The following is a 12,176-nucleotide window of genomic DNA, read 5'->3' as shown; positions in this document are numbered from 1 at the left end:
GGCGCGGCTCAATAGCACTTCTTATTAAGCGGTACTTTCTGGGCCTCGTGTTCTTGTTCTATAACAAACTACAATCGTGCTTTAGCAATGATATGTGAGTTTACGCTCTCTACCGAGCTCCTCGCTAATCTCATCCATTTTCAACGTTATATCGATAAGTTCCTGTTTGGTCTTAGCGGCCTCTCGGACGCACAGATCACAATTTCCCCGGCAATGAATTTTGCGTCGTAGCTCATGCGCTTGTTTCTCCAGTTCCTTATATTCTTCAAACAGACCTTCTACTCTCATGTGTTCCGCCTCCCGGCTTTTATGTTACTACCAACATGCGCTAATTGATACCATATTCTTCCAACCGAATCCAACCGAAAAATAGGGTGATGAACACTCACGACTTCCTTTTTCTAAGCTATTTCTCAGGTTTGTTTATAATAATGGCTTATGTTAAGGACTATCTTTATGTGAGATACCCTGCGAGCTTTTGGATGCCACATATTCTTACCTATAGGAGACTAGCATGAGCATTACGGACACTATGCGTGCCAGGAAAAAAGTGATTATCGCCTTTGGATTATTGGTCTTGCTGATTGTAATCGTTTGGACGGTCGTCGCGCGCGGCCAGAACGACCAACCGCAATACCAGACCGCAAAGGTTGAGCGAGGACTGATTATATCCTCGATCAACGCTTCCGGTCAGATTGCCACAAGTGACGTGCCGATTACCACACAGGCAACCGGTATAGTAAAAACTATCTATGTAAAAGACGGCGATACGGTTAAGGCCGGGGATAAAATCCTTAAGATCCAACTCGACCGGGATGGGCGCCTGGCAAAAGCAAAAGCGTGGTCCTCCTATCTAAGCGCGAGAAATGCGGTAGATGTTGCGGTTGCAAACCAGCTTGCGGCAAAGAAAGATGCGGGCTCTGCGGGCACCGATGTAAACAATGCAGACCAGTCGAAACTCGCTTCGCTTCAGAATATTCAGCAAGCCCAATCGGCGCTCACGGCTGCGCAAAGCGCATGGAATAAAGCCCAGGACTCGTCCGCGAGTGAAGCCGACAAACAGCAAAAGCTCTATAGCCTTGAAGCGGCCCAGACCGCCCTCGCGCTGGCGCAGCAGAAATATAACGATAACGGTTCCAGTAACTCGACAGCAAACAATGAGAACAAACTTACGCTGCAGCGGGACCTGCAGCAAGCCCAATCCGCACTATCCGCAGCGCAGAATGCATATAACCTTGCAGCGGAGTCCACTTCAACATCAAGCAGTGAGCTAAACCAGAAGTTTTACGCTCTTCAAGCCACCCAAACCGCACTTGCGCTCGCGCAGCAGAAATATGATGATGCGGATTTAAGTAATTCGACAAACCAACAGCAATCAAATCTCTCCCTTCAAAAAGATTTGCAGCAAGCGCAAGCCGCTTTGGTCGCGGCACAAAATGCGTGGAACGAGGCGCAGGATCCATCGGTAAGCGATGCAGACAAACAACAGAAGCTCTATAACCTTGAGGCGGCGCAAACAGCGCTCACACTGGCACAGCAGAAATATAATAGCGCTGATGACACAATAGCGCAGGCGTCATTAAGCGGTCCTCTTGCACGCCAAAAGATAAAGAGCAGCAGTAGTGCATTACTTAAGGCGAAGGCCGATCTCAACTCGGCATTAGAATCCTATCAAGACACGTTGGGCACCGTAGTCGCCCCGACAGACGGCAAAATCAGCGACCTTATGGTTACGGTGGGTATGGCAATTTCCGGCAGCTCTTCGAGTGGCAGTAGCGGTACCAACGCCTCGTCGGGGAGCAGCGCCTCAAGCCAGGGACAATCCAGCAGTAGCAGCACAGGGGGATCAAGTTCAGGCAGCCAGACAATTGCACACATTTCAATCAGTAACAACCCGATGGCTACGGTGAACTTATCCGAGATCGATATCAGTAAGGTGAAAGTCGACCAAAAAGCAACATTAACGCTCGACGCATTTTCAGGAAAGACGTTTACCGGCAAAGTGCTCGGTATCAATAGGGCCGGCACGGTAAGCTCTGGTGTAACTAATTACCCTGTGTCTATCATGTTCGATATGTTAGATGAGAGCATCCTCCCCAACATGGCGGTAAATGCAAGCATCATCGCGGCGACCAAAGATAATGTGCTTCTCATCCCATTGGGCGCGATGAAAACGTCGCAAAACGGCCAATCAACCGTACAGATACTTAAGAGCGGTCAGGCGCAGACCATTGTTGTAGAGACCGGTCTTTCGTCAGATTCGCAGTTAGAAGTGCTCTCCGGGCTCTCTGAAGGCCAAGACGTCATAACCGGAAGCACTACACCTGCCGCACAAACGTCGGGTGGCAGTTCTTCTTCCCCGTTTAGTGGCGGATCGCCATTGGGCGGCGGCTCCATGCGAGCAGGAGGAGGCTTCGGTGGCGGGCGCTAACGCAACGAACTATGGGCGGCCTATCATACAGGTATCACACCTCTCTAAGGTCTACTCGAACGATTCGGTAGAAACCGTTGCTCTGGCCGATGTCTCCTTTGAAGTGCGAGAAGGCGAATTCGTAGCGATTATGGGTCCATCCGGTAGCGGCAAATCAACGTTGATGCATATTCTTGGCGCGCTCGATACGCCAACGTCGGGCACCTACGTGCTCGATGGAAAGAATGTCGGGCAACTATCCAGGGACGAGCTTGCCGCGATTCGAAACAAGAATATCGGTTTCGTTTTTCAAGCATACAACCTGCTGCCGCGCACAACGGCGCTGAAAAATGTAATGATACCGATGGCGTACGCCCGCGTTCCGAAGACCGAACGCCTCAAGCGTGCTACGGCGTTGCTCGACAGGGTTGGCCTTGGCGACCGGATCGATCATGCATCAAACCAGCTCTCGGGCGGGCAGCAGCAGCGTGTTGCGATTGCACGGGCCATGGCGATGAACCCGTCCATTATCCTTGCCGACGAGCCGACCGGTAATCTGGCTACGGCTCAAGGCGAAGAAATTATCGCCATCTTTCAAGACTTAAACGATCAAGGGCACACTATTGTTATGATTACACACGAACCGTATATCGCCGAGCATGCAAAACGCACCGTTTTTATCCAGGACGGCAGGATCGTTAAAGATACCGATAGTCACACATCAAAACGCGCATTTGTGCAGAAGGAGCACTAGTAATGGAGTTTTTTGAAACGCTAACTACCGCGCTCGAGGCACTTAAACTAAATAAAATGCGCACGGCGCTTGCAATGCTCGGTATCGTTATCGGCATCGGTGCGGTTATCGCGCTTGTCTCCCTGGGGCAAGCAAGTCAGCAAACTGTGCAGACCCAAATACAATCGCTCGGCTCTAACATGCTCACCGTATCGCCCGGCGCACAAAATAGTGGCGGCATTCGCGGAGCCTCCGGCGGCGGCACGACCTTAACCAACGACGATGCAAAAGCCATCGCCTCTTCAACCCAGATAACCACGGTCGCAAAGGTCTCACCGGAATTATCCAGGCGCGCGCAAATCATCGCCGGTAGGAACAACGAGAATGCGCAAATCCTTGGGGCCACACCGGCGTATGCCGATGTGCGTAAAGTTACTGTTTCTTCCGGCCGTTTTCTCTCCCAGCAGGATGTGGATGGGATGCAAAGGGTAGCGGTGTTAGGCCCGACAGCGATAAGCAACCTCTTTCCTTCTGGAGCAAGTCCGATCGGCCAATCGATCCGGATAAGCAACATCTCATTCAGAGTAATCGGCGTAACAACCTCCAAGGGCGGCACCGGCTTTATGAATCAGGATGACATAGCGATCATCCCGCTTACCACAGCCCAGAAACTCGTGTTCGGGGTTAATTACCTAGGGTCGATCTCGATTGAAGCTAAAAGCGCAGATGTCATGAACCAGGCGAGAGACCAGGTCGGCTATTTTCTGCTGGCACGGCACAAGATAACAAATCCGTACCAGGCGGACTTCAGCATCTTCTCGCAAGAGGATATCCTGGGAGCCGCCACGCAGGTGACCGGCACGTTTACGATGTTACTTTCGGGTATTGCCACCATCTCCCTTCTCGTCGGCGGTATCGGCATCATGAATGTCATGCTGATTACCGTTATCGAGCGCACGAGGGAGATCGGGCTTCGAAAATCTCTGGGCGCACGCGACCGCGACGTCGTTTCGCAGTTTCTTGCCGAGGCGGTAATCCTGACGGTTGTCGGCGGCTTCTTGGGCATGATTATCGGGGTTGGGCTCTCGTATATAATTTCCAGTCTCATGGGATTACCGTTTACTCTTTCATTGTCAGCGGTTATTCTTGCAATCGGTGTGTCAGGGGCAATCGGCATCGTGTTCGGCTTATACCCGGCCCGAAAAGCCGCACGCCTTTCCCCGATTGAGGCATTGCGCTTCGAATAATCGAAAAGAATATTAGATAAGCGCCATTATTTAAGGAGGTATTAGGGTATGAAAAGTCAAGGCACTCTCATCGCAATCATGGTGGCACTTGTTGTGCTCGCCGGAGGGGGAGACTTCTACGGCGGCATGACGTATCAAAAATCCCAGGCGTCATCAACAGGCGGCCAGTTTGCCGGTTTCGGACAAGGTCAGGGGGGTCAAGGGGGCCAAAACAGTGCCAGGCGGTTCTTTGGACAAGGCCAAGGCAGACCGGTGTCCGGTGACGTAATCAGCCAGGATGCCAATAGCTTTACAGTCAAGATGACCGATGGAAGCTCAAAGATCGTTATGCTTTCAGGAAGTACATCGATCAGCAAATTTGCATCTGGCACGAAAACCGATATTAAAAAGGGCGAACGCGTCATGGCGTTCGGAAAAGATAATTCAGACGGCAGCGTCACAGCAACCATGGTCCAAATAGGAGGCCCAAGACGAGACAACCAGGCAGGAGGCCAAGGACAAGCCGGTAAGTGAGAGGCGGGTAGTTGAGTATTAAAACCGAGGTCAAGCTACTTTTAGACGCTAAAGAATTTGAGAAGATCGCCGACCTTGCCGAACAGGAAGGCCGTGTTGTGCGATACCTGCTCTCATTTCTTTACTCCACGGACGACCTACTGCACTGGCGGGCCGCCGAAGCTCTGGGCGTGGTAGCAAGCAGGCAAGGGCAGTGCGCGAGCGGGGCAGATGGTCAAAGAAACATCCCGCGCCGGCTCGTCTGGTCGTTGGCCGAGGAGTCTGGAGCAACCGCATGGCCCGCACCCGAAGGGCTGGGAGCCGTTGTTGCAAAACAGCCAAACTCCCTCCCTGATTTCGGGCGCATTGTCCTATCGTTTATCGAAGACCCCATCCTGCGCAGAGGCGTTCTCTGGTCCGCCAGGAAAATCGCCGAGAAACGACCCGATCTCGTACAAGATTCGGTACCTGCGATCATTAAGTTGCTCGACGATCCGGACGCCACCACGCGCGGACATGCGGCCTGGGCGCTCGGCGCCATGGGTGATCCCAATACCATAAAAAAGCTTAGAGCATTACAGCAGGATGCAGGCCCTCTGTTTATCTACGACGAAGGAGAGTTGCAGAGCACAACCGTAGGCAAACTCGCAACGCGATCTCTTGCGGAACTTAAAAGGTAAAATCTAGCAGGTAATAATTGATTACCGGGCACCTGTAAGTTAAAGTAATAGCAGGAACTAAATATGCATGATATACAGTACCGGGTATTAATCCTAAAAAAGGAGCGATTCGCTTGTCGTTAAAGGATGACATAAAAAGCCTTTTAGAGAAAAAAGATTTTGACGGAGTAGTAGAACTGGCCGCCCGCGAGAGGGGCGTCCTTAAATACCTGCGGTCACTGCTTTACAGCGAGAATGACCTGCTGCACTGGCGGGCCGCCGAGGCGTTTGGGCGAATCGCGAAATATCCGGATATTATGAGCCGGGAGAAGGTAAACACCATGTTAACCCGCCTGTTTGTCTCATTAGAAGATAAGTCCGGCGGCAACGGCTGGGGGTCGATAGAGGCAATCGGCGCTATCGTTGCGGCACGCCCCGACGAATTCAGCAAAGCGATCCCCAGGATGTTCTCATATATTTGGGATGGCAGGGTTCGAAAGGGCCTGTTGTGGTCGATGCGCCGAATCGGTCAAGAGCGTCCCGACCTGTTGAAAGATAAGATATTTTACATCGTCGGGCTTTTAAGAAACCCCAGCAACACAACGCGCGGTCATGCGGCATGGGCGCTCGGCGTAATTGGCGACTCCGATGTGCGTGTCCTAGAAGGGCTGGTAATCGATGTTAAGGAGACGCTTAAAGGACTACTGGATGACGATAGCCGTATTCGCGTTTACGATAATGGTGAGCTGCAAGAGAGAACAATCTCGCAGATAGCCAAGGAGGCCCTTGCCGCCCTTAACGGGCGACAAGGCTAGCGGCAAGGTTTGTACCTTATTTAGCGTTATCGATGATCTCGATGACGGCTTTCTCTACGGCCATGGCTTCTTCGGCGACAACTTCCGGGAAGAACTGCGACATTACGGATGCGCGCATCGTCGCTATCTTGATCTTACCGTTTTCTTCCATAATATTGATGCGGCACGGCATGAACAACGATACATACCTGCTCTTATTCAAGAACGTGTTGGCGTGTTTGCCATTGCACATCTCGATTAACTTAAGCGGCTTCTGATCAAACCCTTTAGATGACAGCCTCTCGCCGATATCGATGACGTTAAATACCGCCCAGCCCTTTTGCTCGACGGCCCGCAAAACCGACACGGATGCTTCTTCAAAACTCTTCTCGGTCTCCACCACGTATGCAAAATCCTCTACGTTCACATCTATCAACCCCTTAGCCAATTGGTATATTTACTAGTAATATACCCTAGGGGGGTATAGATGTCAAACATAGATTTCTCTTCTCTCGTTGCGCCCGGAACATAAATAATAACGTACCTGGTTTCATCATTGGCGGTGCGCCTTAAGGCTTCCCGTAATTGGGTATAATTTTATCGAAAGCCGGTTTTTTTATTAAAAAGGAGGAGAACGGTATGGCGATGTTTGTAATGCTCACCAGCCTGACAGATGACGGAATGAAGACACTTCGAGAAAATCCCGAGAGGATCAAGCAGGTGAACGACGAGGTCTCAGAAAAGTTCGGTGTGAAAATCATGTCCCAATATATGGTTATGGGCGATTTCGATTTCGTCAACTTCATCGAAGCCCCGGATAACGACACTATGGTAAAGATGGCCATCGAACTCGGCTCCCGCGGTACAATTAGAACAAGAACCATGCCCGCCATTGAGGTCGACAAAGTAATCCAGGATCTTAAGGGGTTGCAAGCAGCGTAGAAAAGATAAGTGATACATAAGGAAAGGCCTCTGAGCTGTTGGCTCAGAGGCCTTATAGAATCGGCAGCGTCCTTATACTCTCCCTTTCGGTCTTCATATCGCTATGAAGTTCAGACTATATCATCAGTGCCAACAAGAACCATACAGATGGAAGGTTATTAAGGTCTTGACATGATGACCTCTTAGCTGTACATTTGGATGTACTATTAAGGAGGCAATTCTATGAAAACCATTACTTTTACAGATTTTCGCAAAAAGGCATCAGATTTTATAACCGAGGTTGAACATGGGGAAACGCTTATTCTCATGCGGCGTGGTAAACCCGTTGCGGAAATAATACCGTTTTCCGACAGAGCCAAACGGACACCCTCATGGAAACAACCAGGTCTTCGCCTACAAGTGCAAGGAAGCGACTTGTCATCGGCTATTTTGGAAGAACGCGAGGCTGAAGATGAGATTGCTGGTTGATTCTTCAGCTCTCGCCAAAAGGTATGTCTTAGAGAATGGAAGCGAAAACATCGATCGCCTTCTTGGACGTGCGTCACAGTTGGGTCTATGTATTATCTTAGTGCCTGAAATAGTTTCCGGACTTAACCGGCGATTGCGAGAAGGGATTTTGACAGCAAACGACTACCGCAAGATAAAAAGGCAATTATTAAATGATGTTCGCGATGCAACTGTGCTTCAGCTAACTCCAGCAGTTGTTGCTCATTCAGTCAAGCTACTGGAGAGAAATGTCTTGCGCGCAATGGATGCGCTACATATTGCTTGTGCGTTGGAATGGCAAGCAGGGCTTTTTGTCACTGCGGATAGAAGACAGTTGATGGCGGCCGACAACGCAGGGCTTCAGACCGAATACATTATAACATAGTGATAACACTGTCTATCGATGCAAGATAAGGAAAGGCCTCCACGGTTTTCCATGGAGACCTTATAGAATCGGCAGCGTCCTACTCTCCCACACAGTTACCCGAGCAGTACCATCGGCGCTGAGGGACTTAACTTCCGTGTTCGGAATGGGAACGGGTATTTCCCCCTCGCTATGGCCACCGAAAATGCAAACAAATCTTATAACTTATCAATTGTACCATTGTCCGATGCATCGGACAAGCGCATTACGCCTCAAACGGAGCAATGCGCTTCAAAGCTCGTGGTTCTTGGCTTTCGGCCCGGTTTACTTCTTCGCCGGACCTAAAAAGCCATGGATCCATGAACCTTGAACGCTCTGAAAGAGTTCAACTTACCATTGAACCTCTCAAAACTACACAGCGTCGGTCTCGTGACAATCAAGTCCTCGACCAATTAGTACCGCTCGGCTGCAAATATCTCTATTCTTCCACCTGCGGCCTATCAACCAGGTAGTCTACCTGGGGTCTTAACTCATAAGAGTGGGAAATCTCATCTTGGGGTTGGCTTCCCACTTAGATGCTTTCAGCGGTTATCCAATCCAGACATAGCTACCCAGCAATGCCCTTGGCAGAACAACTGGTACACTAGAGGTCTGTTCATCCCGGTCCTCTCGTACTAGGGACGACTCCCCTCAAATTTCCTACGCCTACAGCAGATAGGGACCGAACTGTCTCACGACGTTCTAAACCCAGCTCGCGTACCGCTTTAATCGGCGAACAGACGAACCCTTGGGACCTACTTCAGCCCCAGGATGCGATGAGCCGACATCGAGGTGCCAAACCCCGCCGTCGATGTGGACTCTTGGGCGGGATCAGCCTGTTATCCCCGGAGTACCTTTTATCCGTTGAGCGACGGCCCTTCCACTCGGAACCGCCGGATCACTAGGTCCTACTTTCGTACCTGCTCGACTTGTCAGTCTCGCAGTCAAGCTCCCTTGTGCCCTTACACTCTGCGATTGATTGCCAACCAATCTGAGGGAACCTTCGAGCGCCTCCGTTACATTTTAGGCAATTATGTTCGTCTAGCTTTAGGAATCTTGTAACGCATCGACGGATGAATCCATTTATTAATCTGGTCCAACAACTTTTCCAAGCTATAGCCAGAGATATAAATTTGATATCCTTCCTTCTGTCTGCGTTCCCATGCATCTAATTCAAAAGTGCTTTTCAACACATCAATAAGTCGTTCTACTTCTTGTCTGCTAAATCCCTGAGTGTTAAGTATTACACCTTTCGACTGGTCTGACTTGACCGATCCATCATCCATAAACCAATAAGCTAAACCTTGCGCCTTCAGCAGTCTCTTGATCATCGATGGCACAACCTTCTTGCCATCTTTGTAAAACTGCTGGGCATAAAATCTAAATGCTCCATGACTTACGGTACTAAACACTAAGTTGACTGATTGATGCTCGCCGCTTTTCACGACCCTTTCCCTTGGCGGCGTCAACACCCACTCCCTGAAAATCTCGTATACATGCCGACAATAGTCGCCATTTTTGATCGCATATTCGATCTTCAGCCTGTAGGTTTTGCCACCATTTTGCGTCTCTAAATGACCGTCCCCAAGCAGCAGACCAACTAATACGTCTCGCTGCTCACGGCTAAGTTTTAGATCTCGCTTATAAGCTTCAATCTCATTAGAATGCACCTTTTTCTCCTTGCTAGACTCCCTTTCGGGCTTCATATCGCTATGAAGTTCAGACTATATCATCTCGCCAATTAATTTTTGGAGTTAAGTTACTGTTAGAATTTAATTTGCGAGTCTGGCGTATAGTCGTTGAGGGGTCACTAGAATTTGTTGGAATCTTTTGAGGTTTCTAGGACTTCCCTGCTGATTATCCGCACCAGTAGTATTTTCACCCATGAAATTGGGTAACTCTGGATTCTTCATCCCTTCGCTTACTTTACGGAGTCGAAAGTTAGCTAGGGAACGGACCTCCCAGCATACAGCCAGATTTGCCCCTGACGTCACCGCCAGGGCGCCCCAAATTGAGGCGACCGCCCCAGTCAAACTGCCCACCTGACACTGTTCGGTAGCCGGATAACGGCCTACCGTTAGAACCTCAATACATCAAGGGTGGTATCCCAAGGTTGGCTCCACCAGGGCTTGCGCCCCAGCTTCAAAGCCTCCCACCTATCCTGTACACGATGAATCAAAATCCAATATCAAGCTGCAGTAAAGGTTCACGGGGTCTTTCCGTCTTGCTGCAGGAAACCGGCATCTTTACCGGTAATACAATTTCGCCGAGTCTCTGGTTGAGACAGCGCCCAGATCGTTACGCCTTTCGTGCGGGTCGGAACTTACCCGACAAGGAATTTCGCTACCTTAGGACCGTTATAGTTACGGCCGCCGTTTACCGGGGCTTAGATTCAGAGCTTCGCATCATCCGAAAAATCCGCTAACCCCTCCTCGTAACCTTCCGGCACCGGGCAGGCGTCAGCCCCTATACATCGTCTTACGACTTAGCAGAGACCTGTGTTTTTAGTAAACAGTCGCCTGGGCCTTTTCACTGCGGCCACTTCACGCTTGGGGGAAAACCTTACACGCTAATGTGGCGCCCCTTCTCCCGAAGTTACGGGGCTATTTTGCCGAGTTCCTTAACCAGAGTTCTCTCGATCGCCTTAGTATTCTCTACTTACCCACCTGTGTCGGTTTGGGGTACGGGCACCAAAGCCACTCGCTAGAGGTTTTTCTTGGAAGCATGGGATCACTCACTTCGCCTCAATCGGCTCGTCATCACCTCTCAGGCTTAATGCCTCCCGGATTTGCCTAGGAGACGCCCTACCGGCTTAAACACGGACAACCAACGCCGTGCTGAGCTACCCTTCTCCGTCACCCCCTCGCTGATAACGCGACTCGGTGGTACGGGAATATCTACCCGTTGTCCATCGACTACGCCTTTCGGCCTCGCCTTAGGTCCCGACTAACCCAGGGCAGATTAGCTTTACCCTGGAAACCTTGGGTTTACGGCGGTCAGGTTTCTCGCCTGACTCTCGCTACTCATTCCTGCATTCTCACTTGTCTGAAGTCCACCAACGTTTACACGTTGACTTCATCCCGCAGACAATGCTCCCCTACCCAGCACATAAATGCACTGCCGCAGCTTCGGTACTATGCTTGAGCCCCGTTACATTTTCGGCGCAGTATCACTTGACCAGTGAGCTATTACGCATTCTTTGAAGGATGGCTGCTTCTAAGCCAACCTCCTGGTTGTCTGTGCAACGCCACATCCTTTGCCACTTAGCATAGATTTGGGGACCTTAGCCGACGGTCTGGGCTGTTTCCCTCTCGACAACGAATCTTATCACCCGCTGTCTGACTCCCGGATTCTAAAGTTATGGCATTCGGAGTTTGACTGGGTTTGGTAACCTGGTGAGGCCCCTAGTCCAATCAGTGCTCTACCACCACAACAAAACATCCGAGGCTAGCCCTAAAGCTATTTCGGGGAGAACCAGCTATAACTGCGTTTGATTAGCCTTTCACTCCGATCCACAGGTCATCCGCTCCATTTTCAACTGAAGTCGGTTCGGTCCTCCACGAGGTCTTACCCTCGCTTCAACCTGCCCATGGATAGATCACGCAGCTTCGGGTCTACAGCATGCAACTAAACGCCCGTTTAAAGACTCGCTTTCGCTACGGCTCCGCTTTCGCTTAACCTCGCTACACACCATAACTCGCAGGATCATTCTACAAAAGGCACGCCGTCAGAAGACTTAAAGTCTTCCTCCGACTGCTTGTAAGCATACGGTTTCAGGTACTATTTCACTCCCCTCCCGGGGTACTTTTCACCTTTCCCTCACGGTACTAGTTCACTATCGGTCGCTAGGGAGTATTTAGCCTTACGAAGTGGTCTTCGTGACTTCCCACAGGATTTCCCGTGTCCCGCGGTACTCAGGTGGTCACCGAGAGTCTCAAAGCTTTTACCTACAGGGCTTTTACCTTCTGTGGCTGTTCTTTCCAGAATCATTCGACTAGCAATGAGTTTTG

Annotated in this window: 11 protein-coding genes and 2 rRNA genes (1 of these 13 only partly in view); 9 read left to right on the top strand and 4 right to left on the bottom strand. The window is 50.4% G+C overall.

What is annotated here, in order from left to right:
- Nucleotides 1-81: 81 nt before the first annotated feature.
- Entirely contained in the window at nucleotides 82-288 is a 207-nt protein-coding gene (locus tag COY37_RS05540) for a hypothetical protein (protein WP_286678182.1), read from the bottom strand.
- A gap of 226 nt (nucleotides 289-514) precedes the next feature.
- On the opposite strand from COY37_RS05540, the gene COY37_RS05535 reads away from it, so the two are divergent.
- From COY37_RS05535 to COY37_RS05510, 6 genes are all read left to right on the top strand, one after another.
- Nucleotides 515-2,431, top strand: coding sequence for a permuted SH3 domain-containing protein (locus tag COY37_RS05535; protein WP_286678181.1), 1,917 nt, complete (start codon nucleotides 515-517; stop codon nucleotides 2,429-2,431).
- On the top strand, nucleotides 2,418-3,164 hold the full coding sequence (locus COY37_RS05530) for an ABC transporter ATP-binding protein (RefSeq protein ID WP_286678180.1): 747 nt from the start codon (nucleotides 2,418-2,420) through the stop codon (nucleotides 3,162-3,164). The genes COY37_RS05535 and COY37_RS05530 overlap by 14 nt, the downstream gene beginning before the upstream one ends.
- A 2-nt stretch (nucleotides 3,165-3,166) precedes the next feature.
- Nucleotides 3,167-4,390: an ABC transporter permease gene (locus tag COY37_RS05525; protein WP_286678179.1), complete on the top strand. Its 1,224-nt coding sequence runs from the start codon at nucleotides 3,167-3,169 to the stop codon at nucleotides 4,388-4,390.
- A 48-nt stretch (nucleotides 4,391-4,438) separates the two neighbouring features.
- Entirely contained in the window at nucleotides 4,439-4,903 is a 465-nt protein-coding gene (locus COY37_RS05520) for a hypothetical protein (RefSeq protein ID WP_286678178.1), read from the top strand.
- Nucleotides 4,904-4,914: 11 nt separating this feature from the next.
- The gene (locus COY37_RS05515; protein ID WP_286678177.1) at nucleotides 4,915-5,562 is read left to right on the top strand and encodes a DVU0298 family protein; all 648 of its coding nucleotides are present in this window, start codon (nucleotides 4,915-4,917) and stop codon (nucleotides 5,560-5,562) included.
- Between the two features lie 113 nt (nucleotides 5,563-5,675).
- Entirely contained in the window at nucleotides 5,676-6,356 is a 681-nt protein-coding gene (locus COY37_RS05510) for a DVU0298 family protein (protein WP_286678176.1), read from the top strand.
- Between the two features lie 16 nt (nucleotides 6,357-6,372).
- Here COY37_RS05510 and COY37_RS05505 read toward each other — a convergent pair whose 3' ends face one another.
- Nucleotides 6,373-6,762 (bottom strand): DUF302 domain-containing protein, encoded by a 390-nt coding sequence (locus tag COY37_RS05505; RefSeq protein WP_286678175.1) that lies wholly within the window; start codon nucleotides 6,760-6,762, stop codon nucleotides 6,373-6,375.
- A 212-nt stretch (nucleotides 6,763-6,974) separates the two neighbouring features.
- Between COY37_RS05505 and COY37_RS05500 the strand changes: the two genes are divergently transcribed.
- The 3 genes from COY37_RS05500 to COY37_RS05490 all read left to right on the top strand — a co-directional run bounded on the left by COY37_RS05500 (nucleotide 6,975) and on the right by COY37_RS05490 (nucleotide 8,148).
- Nucleotides 6,975-7,277 (top strand): GYD domain-containing protein, encoded by a 303-nt coding sequence (locus COY37_RS05500; protein WP_286678174.1) that lies wholly within the window; start codon nucleotides 6,975-6,977, stop codon nucleotides 7,275-7,277.
- A 222-nt stretch (nucleotides 7,278-7,499) separates the two neighbouring features.
- Complete coding sequence (locus tag COY37_RS05495; protein ID WP_286678173.1) at nucleotides 7,500-7,745, top strand: type II toxin-antitoxin system Phd/YefM family antitoxin; 246 nt, start codon at nucleotides 7,500-7,502, stop codon at nucleotides 7,743-7,745.
- The gene (locus tag COY37_RS05490; protein ID WP_286678172.1) at nucleotides 7,729-8,148 is read left to right on the top strand and encodes a type II toxin-antitoxin system VapC family toxin; all 420 of its coding nucleotides are present in this window, start codon (nucleotides 7,729-7,731) and stop codon (nucleotides 8,146-8,148) included. The genes COY37_RS05495 and COY37_RS05490 overlap by 17 nt, the downstream gene beginning before the upstream one ends.
- Before the next feature lie 66 nt (nucleotides 8,149-8,214).
- On the opposite strand, the gene rrf is transcribed toward COY37_RS05490, so the two are convergent.
- Nucleotides 8,215-8,331: ribosomal RNA gene (gene rrf, locus COY37_RS05485) — 5S ribosomal RNA — on the bottom strand.
- A 228-nt stretch (nucleotides 8,332-8,559) separates the two neighbouring features.
- Nucleotides 8,560-12,176: ribosomal RNA gene (locus tag COY37_RS05480) — 23S ribosomal RNA — on the bottom strand (it continues 357 nt past the right edge of the window).

Source organism: Candidatus Aquicultor secundus (genome assembly GCF_002791875.1).
In the GTDB taxonomy this organism is placed as follows: domain Bacteria; phylum Actinomycetota; class Aquicultoria; order Aquicultorales; family Aquicultoraceae; genus Aquicultor_A; species Aquicultor_A secundus.
The sequence above is the reverse complement of the archived record's forward strand: the minus strand, read 5'-3'. Positions and strand labels throughout refer to the sequence as shown.